15 protein-coding genes and 1 pseudogene are annotated in these 17,592 nt (G+C 64.8%); 7 read left to right on the plus strand and 9 right to left on the minus strand.

What is annotated here, in order from left to right; translation table 11 throughout:
- Positions 1-110 precede the first annotated feature (110 nt).
- The gene (locus G4G28_RS18360) at positions 111-1,529 is read left to right on the plus strand and encodes a M20/M25/M40 family metallo-hydrolase (RefSeq protein ID WP_182989379.1); all 1,419 of its coding nucleotides are present in this window, start codon (positions 111-113) and stop codon (positions 1,527-1,529) included.
- A 59-nt stretch (positions 1,530-1,588) separates the two neighbouring features.
- Here G4G28_RS18360 and G4G28_RS18365 read toward each other — a convergent pair whose 3' ends face one another.
- From G4G28_RS18365 to G4G28_RS18375, 3 genes are all read right to left on the minus strand, one after another.
- Positions 1,589-2,050 (minus strand): DUF3592 domain-containing protein, encoded by a 462-nt coding sequence (locus G4G28_RS18365; RefSeq protein WP_182989380.1) that lies wholly within the window; start codon positions 2,048-2,050, stop codon positions 1,589-1,591.
- Between the two features lie 21 nt (positions 2,051-2,071).
- On the minus strand, positions 2,072-2,452 hold the full coding sequence (locus G4G28_RS18370) for a hypothetical protein (protein ID WP_182989381.1): 381 nt from the start codon (positions 2,450-2,452) through the stop codon (positions 2,072-2,074).
- 145 nt (positions 2,453-2,597) lie between these two features.
- On the minus strand, positions 2,598-5,768 hold the full coding sequence (locus G4G28_RS18375; protein ID WP_183107682.1) for an error-prone DNA polymerase: 3,171 nt from the start codon (positions 5,766-5,768) through the stop codon (positions 2,598-2,600).
- 271 nt (positions 5,769-6,039) lie between these two features.
- Between G4G28_RS18375 and G4G28_RS18380 the strand changes: the two genes are divergently transcribed.
- From G4G28_RS18380 to G4G28_RS18390, 3 genes are read left to right on the plus strand one after another with little or no spacing between them, the layout of a single operon-like run.
- On the plus strand, positions 6,040-6,732 hold the full coding sequence (locus G4G28_RS18380; protein ID WP_183107683.1) for an NnrU family protein: 693 nt from the start codon (positions 6,040-6,042) through the stop codon (positions 6,730-6,732).
- A 26-nt stretch (positions 6,733-6,758) separates the two neighbouring features.
- Positions 6,759-7,565 (plus strand): PhzF family phenazine biosynthesis protein, encoded by an 807-nt coding sequence (locus G4G28_RS18385; protein WP_229507713.1) that lies wholly within the window; start codon positions 6,759-6,761, stop codon positions 7,563-7,565.
- Between the two features lie 56 nt (positions 7,566-7,621).
- Positions 7,622-7,912, plus strand: coding sequence for a hypothetical protein (locus G4G28_RS18390; RefSeq protein ID WP_183107684.1), 291 nt, complete (start codon positions 7,622-7,624; stop codon positions 7,910-7,912).
- A 262-nt stretch (positions 7,913-8,174) separates the two neighbouring features.
- Here the strand turns inward: G4G28_RS18390 and G4G28_RS18395 are convergent, their stop codons facing one another.
- The gene (locus G4G28_RS18395; protein ID WP_182989384.1) at positions 8,175-8,531 is read right to left on the minus strand and encodes a hypothetical protein; all 357 of its coding nucleotides are present in this window, start codon (positions 8,529-8,531) and stop codon (positions 8,175-8,177) included.
- A gap of 385 nt (positions 8,532-8,916) precedes the next feature.
- On the opposite strand from G4G28_RS18395, the gene G4G28_RS18400 reads away from it, so the two are divergent.
- Positions 8,917-9,132, plus strand: coding sequence for a hypothetical protein (locus G4G28_RS18400; RefSeq protein WP_183107685.1), 216 nt, complete (start codon positions 8,917-8,919; stop codon positions 9,130-9,132).
- Positions 9,133-9,313: 181 nt separating this feature from the next.
- Entirely contained in the window at positions 9,314-11,710 is a 2,397-nt protein-coding gene (locus G4G28_RS18405) for a TonB-dependent siderophore receptor (RefSeq protein WP_183107686.1), read from the plus strand.
- A gap of 141 nt (positions 11,711-11,851) precedes the next feature.
- Here the strand turns inward: G4G28_RS18405 and G4G28_RS18410 are convergent, their stop codons facing one another.
- Positions 11,852-12,895 (minus strand): DUF4034 domain-containing protein, encoded by a 1,044-nt coding sequence (locus G4G28_RS18410; protein WP_182989386.1) that lies wholly within the window; start codon positions 12,893-12,895, stop codon positions 11,852-11,854.
- Positions 12,892-14,085 (minus strand): hypothetical protein, encoded by a 1,194-nt coding sequence (locus G4G28_RS18415; protein ID WP_182989387.1) that lies wholly within the window; start codon positions 14,083-14,085, stop codon positions 12,892-12,894. Before G4G28_RS18415 ends, G4G28_RS18410 begins: the two co-directional genes overlap by 4 nt.
- Before the next feature lie 198 nt (positions 14,086-14,283).
- On the opposite strand from G4G28_RS18415, the gene G4G28_RS18420 reads away from it, so the two are divergent.
- On the plus strand, positions 14,284-14,730 hold the full coding sequence (locus G4G28_RS18420) for an SRPBCC family protein (RefSeq protein WP_182989388.1): 447 nt from the start codon (positions 14,284-14,286) through the stop codon (positions 14,728-14,730).
- A gap of 249 nt (positions 14,731-14,979) precedes the next feature.
- Here the strand turns inward: G4G28_RS18420 and G4G28_RS26725 are convergent.
- The 3 genes and pseudogenes from G4G28_RS26725 to G4G28_RS18430 form a co-directional block, all read right to left on the minus strand.
- Positions 14,980-15,210, minus strand: a pseudogene (locus G4G28_RS26725) (NADPH-dependent FMN reductase); the annotation flags it as partial.
- A 102-nt stretch (positions 15,211-15,312) separates the two neighbouring features.
- The gene (locus tag G4G28_RS18425) at positions 15,313-16,074 is read right to left on the minus strand and encodes an ATP-binding protein (RefSeq protein WP_183107688.1); all 762 of its coding nucleotides are present in this window, start codon (positions 16,072-16,074) and stop codon (positions 15,313-15,315) included.
- The gene (locus G4G28_RS18430) at positions 16,011-17,549 is read right to left on the minus strand and encodes a histidine kinase dimerization/phospho-acceptor domain-containing protein (RefSeq protein WP_182989392.1); all 1,539 of its coding nucleotides are present in this window, start codon (positions 17,547-17,549) and stop codon (positions 16,011-16,013) included. Before G4G28_RS18430 ends, G4G28_RS18425 begins: the two co-directional genes overlap by 64 nt.
- Positions 17,550-17,592: the final 43 nt, after the last annotated feature.

The raw sequence follows: 17,592 nt of genomic DNA on the forward strand, positions 1-17,592 counted from the left end.
CGCTGGCCCGAGGGCCGTGCGTTAGCGTGGTGATTTCACGCCGCACGAACCCGCATGGCCGCACCGCCATTCCACTTCGCTGTTCGTTGGCACTTTACCGAGGATGCACGATGAATTTGCCCGGAAAACGCCTTGCCCTGCTGTTTGCCGCCTCCCTGCTGTCGAACACGCTCCACGCGCAATCGCCTGCCCTGACGCCGGTGCAAAAGGATTTCCGGGCCATCTACCAGGAACTGGTGGAAATCAACACGACCAACTCCAGCGGCAGCTGCACCAACGCGGTGACGGCCATGGCGGCCCGGCTCAAGGCCGGTGGCTACAGCGATGCCGACATGCAGATCATCGTGCCGCCGGACGGTCCGACGAAGGGCAACCTGGTCGCGCGGCTCAAGGGCAGCGGCGCCAGCAAACCGCTGCTGCTGCTGGCCCATGTCGACGTGGTCGAGGCCAAGCGCGCCGACTGGGTACGCGATCCCTTCAAGCTGATCGAGGAAAACGGCGTGTTCTACGCGCGCGGCGCGTCCGACGACAAGGCGATGGCGGCGGCCTTCGTGGAAAACATGATCCGCTACAAGCGCGAGCGCCCTGCTTTCAAGCGCGACATCATCCTCGCCCTCACCTGCGACGAAGAGATCGTTCCCTCCAGGTTCAATGGCCTGGCCTACCTGCTGCGCAACCACCGCAAGCTGATCGACGCCGAACTGGCCCTGAACGAGGGCGGCAGCGGCTATCTCGACAAGGACGAAAAGCCGGTGCGCCTGAGCATCCAGGTCGGCGAGCGCGTCACCCAGAACTACCAGCTGGAAGTGACCAATCCGGGCGGCCACAGCGCCCGTGCGCCGCGCGAGAATGCGATCTACCGCCTGGCCGATGGCCTGGCCCGGCTCGAGCGTTTCGATTTCCCCTTCACGCTCTCGCCGGTGACCCGCGCCTTCTACGAGCAGATGGCGCAGATCGAAAAGGGGCAAACGGCGGCCGACATGAAGGCGATCCTGCGCACTCCGCCGGATCGCGACGCCCTCGAACGCCTGTACGCCCTCAATCCGGAACACAACTCCACCGTGCGCACCACCTGCGTCGCCACGATGGTCGATGCCGGCCATGCCCCCAACGCCCTCGCCCAGCGCGCCCGCGCCAACGTCAACTGCCGCATCCTGCCCGGCGAACCGGTCGATTCGGTGCGCGCGACGCTGGTGCGCGTGCTGGCCGACGACAAGATCACCGTCACGCCGGTGGGCGAAGCCGACCTGGCGCCCTCGCCGCCGCTGACGCCCACGATCATGGGACCGGTCAAGGCGGTCGCCAACGAGATGTGGCCGGGCGTGCCCGTCGTCCCGACCATGCTCGTGGCCACCTCCGACGGCCGCTACCTCAACAACGCCGGCATCTGGACCTATGGGATCAGCGGCATGTTCGTCGGCGTCGAGGGTAACGGCATCCATGGGCTGGATGAACATATCCGGGTGAAGTCGCTCTACGACGGGGTCGAATTCCTGTACCGCCTGGGCAAGCGGCTGGGCCAGCAATAAGCGCCGCTTGAACCTATCCCGGTTGCGGTAGCCGGAGAAGCCGGAACCGCAACGGGGAGTCAGGCTTTCCTGGTAGCGACCACCCAGCCATACAGCGAACCCGCAAACAGGCTTGCCGCCATCAGCGTAATGAGAATGGTCCCGTTCCCCCACCTGCGGATGAGTACCGAAAACGCAGGGCGTTTGACGCTGTAATAGACCAGGACGCGGTTATCTCCCAGGTACAGCGGTGTCTGATCAATGGACCCGCATTGGTCGCCCAGGACATATCGATCGCCGTGATACACAATGCCTTTGACGGTGTACTGGTAGCGTACCCATTGTTCGGTTTGCTTACGCCGACCGCAGCGGGACTGGCCCGCATCCAGGATCAGGCCCTGGGCCGTTTCGTATTGCATGAAGGGGCGAAACCCTTGCGCGTAGAACCCGCCCCAATACCATCCCATGCTCGCCAGGATGGCGGCCGCAAAGACCAGACAGAAGCCGCCGCGGGCTCCCTGATACTGTTTTTTCCTGCTCAAGCTTGCCCCTTGCATCAGGCCCTACTGCCAGAACTTCCACCACGGCTTGCCGGTATTGGCCAGATCGGAAGCAGCAGTGTGCCGCTCGGCGACCGACTCCGCACGCTCGAACTTGACATCGAATGACCAGCTGTTCTCGTGGCGGGAATAGGCGACGACCGCCTTGTCCCAGGTATCGCCTGCCTGGCGCATGGCCACGTAGAAGTCTTCGCACAGTTGGCGCAAGGCCTCGCTCATCTGGGCTTTTTCTTCGCTGTCGCTGTTTTTCAATGCATAGTTGAGATAGGCGCCGTTACAGGTAATGGTCAGCTCACCCTTGTTCCAGCTCGCGGGGGAACACCGGATCGCCTCGCCGACGAGCGACTCAAGGATGGGTGTGTAGCGATCGAATTTGTCGGTCATGCGGTTCGAGGTCGTCATGGATAAAGTGCATGCGTGTTGGCGTCACGGTCCCGCCAGCTGCCCAGTGTACTGGATGTGATACCGGCGATGACATCCAATGCATGCGGTTCAGCACAATAAACACGCACAGCAAACTGTCCAGCACTCAGCAAAAATCCCGGCTATTGGTCGTCAGCTTCCCCAGCAAGTGCGACATGTCCACCAGCCGCTTGGCCACCAGGTGGCGCACCTGCCCCTGGCTTTGCCAGATGCCGTATACGCCGAGCAGGCTCGCGCCCAGCACTTCGCGGCGTTGCTGCTCGACCAGGGTAGGCCAGACGATCACGTTCACATTGCCTGTCTCGTCTTCCAGCGTCAGGAACAGCACGCCCTTGGCCGTGCCGGGCCGCTGGCGCACCGTGACGATGCCGCAGCCGCGCGCCAGCTGGCCGTCCTGGTATTCGTTCAATACGGACGCCGGCATGAAGCGCTGCGCCAGCAAGGCTTTGCGCAGCAGCGCGACCGGATGGCGCCCCAGCGTGAGCCCCTGCGCGCGGTAGTCGCCAACGATCTCGTCGCCCTCCGATGGCGTGGCCAGCTGCGGCATCTCTTCGACCGGCGAGGTCGGGCGCAGCAGGTCCTTGTCGGGCACGGCGCCCACGGCCTGCCACAGGGCTTCGCGGCGGTTGCCGGCGAGTGTACGCAATGCGTTGGCACCGGCCAGCACCTGCAGGTCGCCCCGGTCCAGCCCTGCCCTTCTCGCCAGGTCGGCCACGCTGTCGAAAGGACGGATCGCACGCGCCTCCTCGATGCGCGCAGCCGCCTCGAAGCTCATGCCGCGCTGCAGCGAGAGCCCGAGGCGCACGGCAGGCTGGCGCGTGGAGTCGTGCAGTTCTTCCAGGGTCGACTCCCAGCCGCTGATGGTGATGTCGACCGGACGCACCTCAATGCCGTGGCGCTGCGCGTCCTGCACCAGCTGCGAGGGAGAATAGAAACCCATCGGCTGGCTGTTGAGCAGCGCGCACAGGAAAGCCGCCGGCTCGTGGCATTTGACCCAGGAGCTGGCATAGGCCAGCAGCGCGAAGCTGGCCGCGTGCGACTCGGGAAAGCCGTATTCGCCGAAGCCCTGGATCTGGCTGAAGATCTGCTCGGCAAAAGCCAGGTCGTAGCCGCGCTCGAGCATGCCGCGCACGATGCGGTCGTAGTAGTGTTCCAGGCCACCCTTGCGCTTCCAGGCCGCCATGGCGCGGCGCAGCTGGTCGGCTTCGCCTGGCGTGAAACCGGCGCCCAGAATGGCCACCTGCATCACCTGCTCCTGGAAGATCGGCACGCCCAGCGTACGCCCCAGCGCTTCCTTCATCTTGTCACTCGGGTAGACCACCGGTTCGAGGCCCTGGCGCCGCCGCAGGTAGGGGTGCACCATGCCGCCCTGGATCGGCCCCGGGCGCACCACCGCCACCTCGATCACCAGGTCATAGAACACGCGCGGCTTCATCCGCGGCAGCATGCTCATTTGCGCGCGCGATTCGATCTGGAACACGCCCACCGTATCGGCGGCGCAGATCATGTCGTAAGTGGCCTTGTCGTCCGGCGGGATGTCCTGCATCTCGAACAGGTTCCCGTGGCGCAGGCTGATCAGGTCCAGCGCGCGGCGCAGCATCGACAGCATGCCCAGCGCCAGCACGTCCACCTTCATCAGGCCCAGTTCTTCCAGGTCGTTCTTGTCCCACTGGATGACGCTGCGATCAATCATGGTGGCGTTCTCGATCGGCACCAGGCGGGAGAGCTTGCCCTGCGCGATGACGAAGCCGCCCGGGTGCTGCGACAGGTGGCGCGGGAAGTTCAGCAGCTGCTGCGCCAGCGTCGCCCACTGGATCGACAGCGGCGCCTCCGGGTCGAGCCCGGACTCCTTCAGGCGATTCAATAAGTCGGCCTTGCTGTCGAACCAGTGGTGCGCCTTGCTGACCTTCTCGATGATGCCGAGGTCGACGCCGAGCGCGCGGCCGCTGTCGCGCAGCGCGCTTTTCGGACGGTAGCTGATCACCACCGCCGCCAGCGCGGCGCGGGTGCGGCCGTATTTGGCATAGATGTACTGGATGACTTCTTCGCGGCGCTGGTGCTCGAAGTCGACGTCGATGTCGGGCGGCTCGTTGCGTTCTTTCGAAATGAAACGTTCGAACAGCAGGTTGGCGCGCGCCGGATCGACCTCGGTGATGCCGAGGCAGTAGCACACCGCCGAATTGGCGGCCGAACCGCGGCCCTGGCACAGGATATTGTTCGAGCGCGCGAAGCGCACGATGTCGTACACGGTGAGGAAGTAGTGTTCGTAGCCCATTTCGGCGATCAGTCCAAGCTCATGCTCGACCTGCGCCTGCACCTTGGCCGGTATCCCCTCGCGAAAGCGCCGGTGCGCGCCGATATAGGTCTCGCTGCGCAGGAAACTGCTGGCCGTCTGGCCGGGCGGGACGACTTCGTTCGGGTATTCGTAGCGCAGCTCATCCAACGAGAAGGTGCACAGGGAAGCGATACGCAGTGTCTCGTTCAGCGCCGCCTTCGAATAGATGTTCGCCAGGCGCAGGCGTGCGCGCAGGTGCTGCTCGGCGTTCTGGGCCAGCCCATAGCCGCATTCGGCCACGGGTTTACCCAGGCGCGTGGCGGTCAGCGTGTCCTGCAGGGGTTTTCTCGAACGGACGTGCATCACCACGTGGCCCAGCGCCACGATCGGCAGCCGGTGCTGCCAGCCGACTTCTTCCACCGTGGCGCGGTGGGCATCGTCGAAAGCGCGGTGCAGCAGCACCAGGCCAAGCCAGGCGCGGCCCGGGAAGTGCTCGGCAATCCACGCGGCCTGGGCATGCAGGCGGTCGACATCCTTCGCCTCGTGGCCGGGGTAGGCCGGCAGCAGGATCGCCAGGCAATCGGGCATGCCCTTCAGGTGCGCCAGTTCGCGCGGCGGATTGACGATGTCCTCGACCGTGAGGAAGTAGGTCCCCTTGTCGGCGCGCGTGCGCCCGAGCGTGATGAATTCGGACAGGTTGCCGTAGCCATTGCGGTTCTGCGCCAGCAGGATCAGCGACAGGGCCGGGCTGCCGTCGGGCTGCTTGAGGTGGAAATGGGCGCCAACGATGAAGGGCAGCGCCGCCTTCTTTGCTTCGGCGTGCGCTCGCACCACGCCGGCCAGCGAGCACTCGTCGGTCAGCGCCAGCGCCGAGTAGCCCAGGCGCACGGCCCGCTCCACCAGTTCCTCCGCATGCGAGGCGCCCTGCAGGAACGAGAAGTTCGACAGGCAGAACAGCTCGGCATAGTCGGGCAGGCTGGGCGTGGGCGGCGGGGTCGGCATCGGTCAGGCAAGGATCATCATGGTAAGTGTCCGCACAGTAATACTACTGTATAAAAACACAGTATAACCGACGAGGTCAACTTATCAAGCTTTTGTGCGTGAACCGCGGTGTCGTGGGGCCGCGGTTGAGTTTCCACTACCGATTCACCCAGGCGGAATAGGTCCGCTGCTTTTCGGTCAAGCTTGTCAGCTTGCCAGCGCTTTCTGCTAGAGTGGAATGCGCGCGCATGCGCGTGGCGACATCCATGCAGACAACCACGAAAGGTGAACCATGACCGATTCGATGACCGTGCTGGCGGCGGCCGCCTCCTTCGCAGGAAGCCATTTTCTGCTGTCCCACCCGCTGCGCGCGCCGCTGGTGCGCGCCATGGGCGAGAAAGGCTTCCTCGCCTTCTACTCCCTCATCGCCGCTCTTACGCTGGGCGCCACCGTCTGGGCATTCCGGCGCGCGCCAACGACGGCATTTCTCTGGGAGGTCGGCGACGGCCTGTGGGCTTTCGTGACGGTGGCGATGCTGGTCGCCTCGATCCTGCTGCTCGGCTCTTTCATTCGCAATCCCGCCCTGCCCGGCGCCGCCGCCAGCGCCGCGACGGCCCAGGCGCGCGGCGTCTACGGCATCACCCGCCACCCGATGATGTGGGCCTTCGCCATCTGGGGCGCCTGCCACATCCTCGTGTACCCGGTCGAGAAGAACATCATCGTCGCCGGCGCCATCATCGTGCTCGCCCTCGTCGGCGCCGCGCTCCAGGACCGCAAGAAGGCGGCGCTGGATCCAGACGGCTGGCAAGCCTGGCAGGCTCGCACCAGCTACCTGCCTTTCGCCGCCATCGCAGCGGACCGCGCCCAATTTGGCGGCTTCGGCATGCATGCGATTGCCGGCGGCATCCTCGTCTGGCTGCTGGCCACCTGGGCGCATATTCCGGCCGCGGGCTGGGCGGCAGGCATCTGGCGCTGGCTGGTGTAATGCTGCACAACCCGGGAGTACACGTCGTGAGCACATCCATGCACCTGCATCGCTTCGCCTGTTTCACCCATGGCAGCCGCGGCGGCAACCTGGCCCCGGTCGTCGAAGGCGGGCCGCCCGACCCGCTTGCCCGTGCCGCACTGGCACGTCAGCGTGCGCTCACTTGCGTCTTTATCGACCCTGCGGACAGTCCCGAGCTCGCAGCAGTGCTCGACTTCGTCTACCCGCACATGCGCAGTCCCTTGTGCCTGCACGCGACGCTGGCGGCGGCAACACTGCTGTTCTCCCGCGATCCAGCCGTGGCTCCCGTCGTCAGGACCGCGATGCATGGCCAGCGCTTGTCCCTGTCGCACCAGGACAGCAACCTGTTCGTCGGCCTGACCCGGCAAGACGCGCCCTCGATCGATATCGATATCGCCCTGGCGGCCCGCCTGCTGGATGCGCCCGGCCTGGCCCTGGCGAGTCCGCCCGCGATCGCCTCGGTCGGCAGCCCGAAACTGTTGCTGGAAGTGGCCGATCCCGACACGCTCTACCGGCTCGCGCCCGACCTGTCCGCCATCGCGGCCTGGGGCCGCGAACATGGCGTGAATGGCTGCTATGTATGGTGCCGCAGGCCGGATGGCGACTACGAAGGCCGCAACTTCAACCACCTCGATCCGCTGCTCGAGGACAGCGCCACCGGCGTCGCTGCCGGCGCGCTGACGGTATTGCTCGGGCATGGCCTGACCGTCCACCAGGGCCGTGCCACCGGGCGCGACTGCCTGCTGCGAACCCAGGTACGAAGCGAGGACATCCTCGTTGGGGGACTGGTACGGGCACTTGGGACAGCCTGACGCAGGCGCCAAGGTTGCCGTCCGTTACCACGTCGAGGCAAGGAGAAACGGTGAGAGTGATCGATCACGCGCCACACGGGTGGTTCCTGCTTGAAGAGGATGGCGCGCTTTTCCTCGATGTGAACTGCAGCCACAGCTTCGTCAGTTACAACTTCATGCTGCGGCTGGATGCGCAGGAGCGCAGCGCATACGAAAGCGAAGGGCGCGCCTTCATCAACCGCCTGGCCACGGCTGTCCAGGACAGCGGGCCGAACTCGCGCAGCTCCAGGTTCTACGAACGGAACCTGTCGGGGACCTACTCCGACGAGGTCACGAAAACGATCGAGGACTGGCGGGCGAGTAGCTAAGTACTCACCCAAAAATAAATGTGTTTTTGGCTTCCAGAACCGGCGCGTTGCTGCGTCGGCTCGCGTCCGCTTGCGGGGCAGTGCTCGCACTGCGGCGCTCTCGCCGTCTTGCACCGCATCCGAACCGGCACGTCCGGTTCTGTTTGCCAAAATTCCCATTTATTTTCGGTCGAGTACTTAGCCGATCGAGTCGGGCAACCACATCGACGATCACCCGGATGGCAGCTCCGAACAGACAACGCGCGACGGTGCCATGGCAAGCTCACCCGTTTTTGCTGACCTCTCTCAGGCTGAGCCAGATCGTGACGGCGATAACGAGCCACGAAGCGGATTCGATCAGAACCTGGTTTTTCTGGTAGTTCGGCATAAGCCCCAATAACCAAAGCGCGGGAAGACTGCACGCGGTGGCCGCGAAAGCCCGCAGTCGAGCGCCGCTTTGGGTACGCCAGAAAGCGATGACGATCGCCAGCACGAGCAACGCGACAATCCGGGCAGCCGCGAAAAAGACAATGGTCGGATCGCCCGAGGCCGCGGCCCATGGCGAAACGGTTGCAAGCACACCCGCCAGGAGGTAACGGTGCAAGGTATTGCCCGCATATCTGTTCAAGGTGTATCCCACGGCCCCTCTCCTGTGCACTGTTGTGGCTGCATGCTCAGTATTTCCGCAATGGCTGAAGAATGGTATTCCCCCAACAAAAAGAGCGCAGCTAGAAATAGAATTTTCTACTTTAAGGCGGCCATCGACAGGCCGGCATGGCGACCTGGTCAAATAGAATTGTCGCAGCTGGAGTCAGCCTCCGAGTGCATCTTCGCTTGTTCCCAACAGTATTCCAGCAGTGCATTCAACTCGGTATCCGTCCCTGGAAACAGCCCGGAAGCCACCGACTCCTCGAAGCCATCGAAGCACGTGCCCCGCAAAAGATGACACAAACCGCCCGTCACGCGATGCTGCGTTTCATTGATCTTGCGAAGCAAGCGCGGGTTTGAGAGATCATCGGTCCCTGGTGTTTGCCCTCGCCCTCCCGCTACAGTTGGCAAACGAGTTCATGGGCGAGCTTCTTCGGAATAACAAAGCCACACGCCTGGTGGAGCAAGGAACCGCAGCGAAGTCGTTCTCGCTACTGCGCATCGCTTATGGGGTTCTTCTGTTCCTGATAGTTACCGGTCTGCTGGTGGGCGCAGGCTATGGATGGCGCCTGCTACGCCCCCTGTTGGCTTGATATCGGATCCGATTTTCGGACACGGTCGAAAGACACCCTTCTTCCGACCAGCGCTCGGCGCTGCTTCAGACAACAGTCCTGGCATACAAGATTTCACCCTAATCGTTGTGTTTCAGACACACCCAGTGGTGCCATCGATCAATATTGATTAGCATGCATTTTTCCCTCATGGAGATGTTGCGTGATCAAACAGACTCAACTGCGCCGCGCCGTGCTGCTCGCGCTCTACGGCAGTACCGCCCTCGCCGCTTTCGCTCCTACCGCTTCGGCCCAGACCGCAACCCCTGACGCCGCCCAGGCCAGCGCCGTCCAGAGCGTGCACGTGGTCGGCAGCCGCCGTACCGGCGCGGCCTCGTCCACGGACACCGCGGTCCCGGTCGACATCATCCCGATGACCCGCCTGGCCGAACAGGGCAGCCAGTTCGACCTGGCGCAGACGCTGACCAACATCTCCCCTTCATTCAACTCGACGCGCCAGAGCGGCGCGGACGGTGCCGACCTGGTCGATTCCGCCGCCCTGCGCGGCCTGGGCTCGGACCAGACCACGGTGCTGGTCAACGGCAAGCGCCGCCACACGACGGCGCTGGTGAACCTGTTCGGCGCGCGCAACCGCGGCAATACCGGCACCGACATGAACGCGATCCCACTGCTGGCGATCCGCAACGTGCAGGTGCTGCGCGACGGCGCCGCCGCCCAGTACGGCTCGGACGCGATTGCCGGCGTGATGAACATCGAACTCAAGAAAAGCCTCGGCTGCGAAGCGGTGGCGGGCTTCGGCCAGTATTCGGCCGGCGATGGCGAGAACTACCTGGCCTCGGCCTATTGCGGCGTGGCGCTGGCCGGCGGCACCTTCGGCGTGACCGGCGAATACCTGGACCGCGGCCGTTCGAACCGCGCGGAAGCGGGCAACCCGCGCATCATCGGCGACAGCAAGTCGGAAAACCAGACCCTGTATGTCAATGGCGACATCCCGCTCGGCGAGGGCAAGCTGTACCTGACGGCCGGCGCCCAGCGCCGTGATGCCTCGTCAGCCGCGTTCGCGCGCGGCGGTATCGGTTCCGACGACATCCCGTCGCGCAACTCGGCCGCCATGTACCCGGAAGGCTTCGTCCCCTTCATCAACGGCGACGTCGACGACCGCTACGGCACCCTCGGCTACCGCCTGAAGTTCGGCGAGTGGAATGGGGACTTCTCGCAGACCTACGGCTACAACCGCCTCGACTACACCATCGCCAACACGCTCAACGCCTCGATCGCCAACCTCGACCTGGCCAACGGCGGGCGCGGCACCAGCGCGAATTCGTTCGGCGCGGGCGGTTTCGACTTCCGCCAGCTGACCACCAACGCCGATTTTTCCCGCTTCTACCCGGGCATCATGCAGGGCCTGAACGCGGCCTTCGGCTTTGAATACCGCAACGAGAACTACCGCATCTTCGCCGGCGAACCGGGCTCCTGGATCGACGCCGACGGCGTGGGCGTGGGCGGCAATGCCGGCAGCCAGGGCTTCCCGGGCTTCCAGCCGGGCGACGCGACCGACCGCAGCCGCCACAGCAGCGCCGCCTACATCGACCTGGAAGCGGACGTCACCGACCGCTTCAAGGTCCTGGCCGCGCTGCGCCACGAGCGCTTCTCGGACTTCGGCTCGACCACCGACGGTAAACTCGCCGCCTCGTTCAAGCTGGACGGCGACGTGCTGCTGCGCGGTTCGGTCAGCACCGGTTTCCGCGCGCCCTCGCTGCAGCAGGTCTACTTCTCCTCGACCTTCACCGACTTCGTCAATGGCCAGCCGCTCGACGTGGTGCTGGCGCCAAACGGCGGCGCGGTGGCCAATGCCGCCGGCATCCCGGCGCTCAAGGAAGAAAAGTCGAAGAGCCTGACCTTCGGCGCGACCTGGTCGCCGTCGCAATCGACCTCGGTCACGGCCGACCTGTACCGCATCGACATCGACGACCGCATCGTGCTGTCGGGCCGTTTTGATGCCGACAACTACCCTGCCCTGGGCGCCACCCTGCAGTCGCTGGGCGTGGGCCAGGCCCAGTTCTTCGTCAACTCGATCGACACCAAGACGCAGGGCCTGGACGTGACGGCGTCGCACCGCATGCCTGTGGCTTCCGGCCGCCTGAACACCTTCCTCGCGCTGAACTTCAGCAAGACCGAAGTGACCGGCGTGCATGCACCGAGCGCGCTGGAGGGCTTCGAGGACGTGCTGCTGTCCGAACGCGAGCGCCTGTTCATCGAACAGGGCGGCCCGCGCCGCAAGGCCACGCTCGGCTTCGAATACACCCAGGGCAAGCTCGGCACCGACTTCCGCATCATCCACTTCGGTCCGCAGACCCTCGGCACCTTCTCGGGCCCGCCGGTACCGAATGCCCGCTACGAGGCGAAGACCTCGGCCGACCTCTCCTTCAGCTGGTCCTTCAGCGAGAAGACCCGCCTCACCGTGGGCGGCACCAACATCTTCAACGTAAAACCGACCGCCCAGGATCCGAACGAAACCGACAACGGCTTCAAGTACGAGAGCGTGCAGTTCGGCCTGAACGGCGCGGCTTATTTCGCGCGCCTGTGGCACAAGTTCTGATAGTTCATACCTCAGGCCTGGCCTGAACAGCGAAAAACCACGGGGCACGCAAGTGCCCCGTGGTTTTTTACGTTCCGCCTCCCTGTAATGCGAGTCCAGCGATGCCGACCCGCGTTGCCTGCCAACGCAAGCTGCACCCGCTCAGCCGGGTACCGACGTCGCCCAAAGCCGGCAGGTTTCGAAAGCCCGTTTCGGATTGCGGCCCCACTCCTTAGTACGCACCTCGCTGCCGATTTCCTTCAGCAGCCGCAACATGACTTCCTTGTCTTTCGCTACGCACGCCATATGGGCATAACGGTTGCGCTGGCGGACGCTGGCGGGGTACCTGGCCAGCAGGTCTTCGTAGCCCCGCTTCATCTTGTCCCAGTCGGCGTAGCTGTCCTCGAACAGGCCACTGCCGAACTGGTCTTCCGCCGCGGCCGAATACAGGCGTGCATACATCCCGGTGCCGAACTGGCCGCGGGTCTTCTCGGTCGCCTGCAGGATATAGGTGTCGAGCTCCCTGGGCGTACCGTTCCACTTGGGCAGCAGGTGGTCCACCACGGCGAAATGGAGGCTGACATCGTCCGGGTTGCGCTTCAAGCCATCCTCGGCGATGGCCACCATCTGCTCGCTGCTCCAGCCCAGGCCGCGGCCGATCGACAGCAGCACGTAATGCGCATCGCTGTCCGTCAGTGCGACCTCCGCATGGTCCTTCAGGTATTCCGCGGCCTGGCGCAAATATTCATGGTAGAACTTCCAGGCCTCCGGCGGCACGTCCTTTGCATAGCTGCCGCCGCGATACGACTGGCCATGTGCCAGCAGCGACCTGGCGTGCAGGATATGCGCCAGCGCCGAGCGCGGATGCTCCTTCGCCCACTGCAGCGTCAACGCGTCGAGTTCCTTCAGGTAGATTTCAGGGTTCTTCGTACTGGCGTAGAGGACGTTCCCATACCCCTCGCGAAACAGGGAAACCTGGGAAGTGCCGTCCGGTTCCAGCCGCCCCGGCTGCATGAAGTAGGCGTTCTGCTTTTCGAGTGCGCCGAAATCGCCCCACCACAGCGCACGTTCGGATGCTTCGGTAATGGGCGAGCGTTTCGCTTCGGGCTCGGCGGCAATGACGGCAGGGGCGAGGCTCGCCAGTGCCAGCGCGGCAGGCAGCAGGAGCCGGTGTGCCAGGCTCGTTCGTGATTGCGACAATCTCATGGTTTCTTCTTTCGTGCCTTGGGTTGCGCAGGCGCCGAGGTTTCCTTGGTGCTGTCGGGCGGCGCCTGCTCCACCTCCAGGCTCCATACCATCTCGAACTCTTTTGCCCGGGTACTTTCCGGTTTGGCCGACGCGGCAGATGCCAGTGCATGGTTCAACGACGCCGCGTCGAACGCATCCTCGAAGGCGATGGGGCGCACGCCCGGCAGGGCGCCCGCCGTGATCTTTCGCTTGACGACAGTGACGCCGACGGGTTTGCCGGCGGCGTCGAATTCGCGGCGCAACCGGGTCACACCCTCGACTTCGAAGAGGGCCGCCATCCTGGGATAGACCGGCCGTCCACTCGTCTTGTCCTCGTCCGTCGGCTCGTACATGCCCTCGTAGCGCTCGGTGGCGGTGATCAGCGTACCGTAGCGGAAGGCATTGAGCACGGCAGCGGGGGCTTGGCCCTGCGCCAGGCTTTCGCTCAACCACCAGCGCTGGATGGCGCACTGCTCTTCGGCAGGCAATTGATCATACTGGTTGCCTGCCGACAGCACATGGTCGGCAAGATGCGGCGCCAGCGCGATCGCCGGCCGGGCGGTGCCGGCGGCGAGATTTGCAATCGCGTGCATCGCCGCGTCCCTGGGCAGCGGATTAGGCCAAGGCAGAGGCTCGGGCCGCGGCTTGCCCCAGCGCTCGAGCATCCTGCTTTCGCTTGCCAGCGTCATTTCCCGCTGTGCAGGGGACATTGCCTGTATCCGCAGTATCCGGCTCGAGAAATCGCGAAAACGTGGTTTGTCGCCGAACTGGCAGACCTGCGGCGAAGTCCGCAGCACCTCGAGCGTGGCCTGTTCGTAGCCGGCGTCGCCCGGCTCGATGTGCCAGTAAGCCAGTTCGTTGAGCATGCGCGCCGTCAGCGCGTACATCATCCTCTCCGTGAACGCCTGGTCGCGGCTGGCCGGCCGCCTTTTTCTTTCTTCCGCGGCCCACTGGGCGAACTGCTTTTCCATGCGAGCGAGGTGGTCCGCGCCCATCCGCTGCGCTGCCTCGCGCAAGGCGGGGTCAAGCTGCAGGGCCGCCGGCAGCGTGAACAAGCGGGACAGATCCTTGGTGAGTTCCTTTGCAGCGCGCGCATCTTCCGGAACCACGTTCGCCGGTGCGGCTCCGGCCGACGCCAGCCATCCAGCCAGCATTCCCGCGCTCGCCAACAGCCTCCATTGCAATCCGATTCTTCTCACCCGGTCTCCATCTTGGCGAAATGCCAATGAAAATAATGTTTCAGTAGAGCATTTTCATGACAGAAGGTCAAGCTTCAAAAAACGTGGAGGCGATGTCGAATTCCGGGCATCCCATTCGTCGACTATCCCGAGGGCCGTCCTCTGCCATGTCCAGATAGGGAAATCACCATGTCCACCAACACCGTTGAACTGCACCGCGTCTTCAAATCGACGCCCGACCACGTCTTCCGTGCCTTCACGACGGCCGCCGCCTTCGCGAAATGGCTGCCGCCGCACGGCTTCACCGGGACCGTGCACGAGCTCGATGCCCGGGTTGGCGGCCGCTACCGGATGTCGTTCACGAACTTCACGACGGGCCACAGCCATGGGTTTGGCGGCGAATACCTGGAGCTCGAACCCGGCCGGCGCCTGCGCTACACGGCCACATTCGACGACGCGAACCTGCCGGGCCGGATGCAGACCACGGTGCTGCTGCGCGAAGTGTTTTGTGGAGTGGAAGTGAAGATCACGCAGGAAGGCATCCCCGCCATGATTCCCGCCGAGGCCTGCTATCTCGGCTGGCAGGAATCGCTCGAGCTGCTCGGCAAACTCGTCGAGGCGCAGGTGCGCGACTGAGCGCAGCGGCCGGCGCCGGCCGCGCTCAGCCTGCCGGCGCAGGCCCCTGCGCATCTGCACGTGGCCGGCAATGGCTTGCAGGGCCACCGAAATGGCCGCGCGAAACGCCGGCACTTCGCCGATGGCGTCCAGCTCCACTCTTGAACCGATGACCGGAATTCGGACGCAGGCCTCGGGAATGAGATCGGCGGACATGACGCGCAGCGTCTCCTTCAAGGCCTCGTCGCCGTGATAAGACTGGTAGGCAGGATTGAAGAGTGCAACCGGTTTGCCGGCGAAGCCCGGATGGCTTACCAGCCAGTCGAGCGTATTCTTGATCGTTCCGCTGACGCCATGGGCGTATTCCGGAGTGGCGATGAGCACCGCATCGGCGGCGCTGATCAGGGTGCGCAATTCCTGCACCGGTGGCGGCAAATCGCCTTCCAGGTCGGGATTGAAGAGCGGCCAGTGCTTGTGGCCCTCGTGGATGCGCACGCGCACCCCCGGCGGCGCCAACCCCTGCGCCGCCAGCAGCAGCGCCGTACTCCGGAGGCGGCGCGCTGACTGCCGGACAAGGCAAGTATGTCGATATCGGCCATATCGCTACAGGACAGCCGGTTCCCCAACCGCCACCGGGCGCGGTGCCGCCGCCAGGATGCGGTCAAGTGCCGCAATGTCGATGGGCTTGACGAAGTGATGGTCGAAACCGGCGGCCAGCGCCATTTGCCGGTCGTGCGACTGGCCGTAGCCGGTCAGCGCGATCAGCACCGCGTCCTGTGTACCGGGAGTGCCGCGCAACTGGCGCGCGAGCGCGTAGCCATCCATGTCGGGCAGGCCGATGTCGAGGATGTAGAGCGGCAGCGGCGTAGTGCGGCTATGCTCGAGCGCGCTATGGGCAGTGGTCATCACCGTGACCTGGTGTCCTTTTGCCTCGAGCAGGCCGGCCAGCGTGCGCGCGGCGTCGACGTTGTCGTCGACGATCATCAGGCCGATCGGCGCGGCCGGCGCATCCGGCGTCGCCTGCTCCGCTGCCGCGGCCGGGTGCGCGGCGAACAGCGGCAGGGCCAGCGTAAAGCGCGTTCCCTTGCCGACGCCTTCGCTATGCCCTTCCACACTGCCGCCATGCAGCGCCATGATGCTGCGTACCGGGGCCAGGCCCAGTCCCAGGCCGCCACGGGAGCGGTCGGCCGTGCGGCGCGCCTGCCGGAACAGGTCGAACACATGGGGCATCAGCTCGGGATCGATGCCGATGCCGTTGTCGCTCACGCCCACCAGCACCTGGCCGTCGCGCACCTCGGCCGTCAATTCGATCCGGCCGCCCGGCGGCGTGTACTTGGCGGCGTTGGTGAGCAGGTTCGACAGCACCGGATCAGGCGCTTCTCGTCGCCCAGCACCAGCGCGTCGGGCGCGCGCAGCTCAAACTGCAGCGTATGGCCGCGCGCATTGATCAGGGGTTCGGCCTGCTCGACCGCGTGCTTGACGACCGCGGCGATGGCCAGCTGGCGTTTATCGATCGCCACCAGGCCGCGCGTCACGCGCGAGACGTCCAGCAGGTCGTGGATCAGGGCCTTCAAATGGTCGGCCTGGCGGATGATGATGGCGCTGGTACGCTGCACGAGCGCCTCGTCCCGCCGTGGCAGCTTGAGCATGTGGGCGGCGGCGACGATCGGCGCCAGCGGATTGCGCAATTCGTGCGCGAGCATGGCGAGGAATTCGTCCTTGGCGTGGTTCTGGTTTTCCGCTTCGCGCCGGGCTTCGCGCTCGCTGCCCAGCAGCTGCTCGCGTTCGGCCTCGAGCCGCTGGCGCGCCGCGTTTTCCGCCGCCAGCTGGACGCCGGCGTCGCGCAGGGCGCGCTGCAACGCATCGGCTTCGACCACGCCCGAAGGCGTGACCACCGGTATGCTGCCATGTTCCAGCGACTTCGCCGCCGCCAGGGTCAGGTTGAACGAGCCCGTGATGCGCCGGGCGAACATGACGATGCCCAGCACCGCACCGCCGAATGCCACTGCCAGGACCAGCGCCGCGATCACTGTCGCCGTGCGTGCCGGGCCGTCGATCACTTCCATCGGCGCGGCGACGGCAACGGTCCAGGGCGCGCGGGTCGTGTGCGTAAAGGTGTTGTAGGCCCAGAAGGCATCGCGGGTGATGTTCTTGATCCTGCCGCTGGCATGCGCCATTGCGGCCTTGTACAGCTCGGGTTTCACGGGTTTACCGATGAAATCGCGTTCGCGCAGGTTGCGGGCGATGCTGATGCCGTCCTCGCCGAAAATGCCGACTACCCAGGTCTGCGGCAGCTTCTGGTCGCGCAGCAGTTTCGTCAGGTGGCCGACGTGGAAGGAATGGGTCAGCAGGAAGCGGTGGCCGCTTGCGGTCACGATGGGCATGTTGACCGACACCACCTTCCACTTGCCCGCGCGGCCTTCGCGCAGGTTCGATACGCTGGGGCCTTGCCGCGCGATCGCCGGCGGTACCCAGTCGTTCAGCCCTTCGTTGAACACCGTCCCGTATGGATGGTGCGTATGCAGCAGCATGCGTCCGTCGGCGTCGTACAGCACGGCCCATGAATCGGATGTCGTGATGGTCTTGCGCATGAGCGCGTACAGCGCCGTGAAATCCTCGCCCGCCATCATCTCGGTCTGGGCGATGACGTGCAGCGCGCCTTCCGCGTTGGACAGCTCCTTGTCGATCGCCAGCGCGATCGCACGCGTCTTCTCTTCCACGGCGAGCAGGCGCGCGTCCTTTTCCTTTTGCAGCAGCAGGTCCAGGCCCCATACCGACAGGGCGAACAGCGGCAGCAGGATCGTCAGGATGATGGCAATGAGGTAGGTACGCGTCTTCATGGGGTTTTGCAAAGCCTGTGTTGATCAAGCATCAGCCTTTCAT

The organism is Massilia sp. Dwa41.01b (assembly GCF_014171775.1).
GTDB lineage: Bacteria > Pseudomonadota > Gammaproteobacteria > Burkholderiales > Burkholderiaceae_D > Telluria.

What these genes read in the sequence shown, in the direction of transcription:
- G4G28_RS18360 (WP_182989379.1), top strand. Translation starts at nt 111, where the DNA reads ATGAATTTGCCCGGAAAACGCCTTGCCCTGCTGTTTGCCGCCTCCCTG.
- G4G28_RS18370 (WP_182989381.1), bottom strand. Translation starts at nt 2,452, where the DNA reads ATGACCGACAAATTCGATCGCTACACACCCATCCTTGAGTCGCTCGTC.
- G4G28_RS18375 (WP_183107682.1), bottom strand. Translation starts at nt 5,768, where the DNA reads ATGCCGACCCCGCCGCCCACGCCCAGCCTGCCCGACTATGCCGAGCTG.
- G4G28_RS18380 (WP_183107683.1), top strand. Translation starts at nt 6,040, where the DNA reads ATGACCGATTCGATGACCGTGCTGGCGGCGGCCGCCTCCTTCGCAGGA.
- G4G28_RS18410 (WP_182989386.1), bottom strand. Translation starts at nt 12,895, where the DNA reads ATGAGATTGTCGCAATCACGAACGAGCCTGGCACACCGGCTCCTGCTG.
- G4G28_RS18420 (WP_182989388.1), top strand. Translation starts at nt 14,284, where the DNA reads ATGTCCACCAACACCGTTGAACTGCACCGCGTCTTCAAATCGACGCCC.
- G4G28_RS18430 (WP_182989392.1), bottom strand. Translation starts at nt 17,549, where the DNA reads ATGAAGACGCGTACCTACCTCATTGCCATCATCCTGACGATCCTGCTG.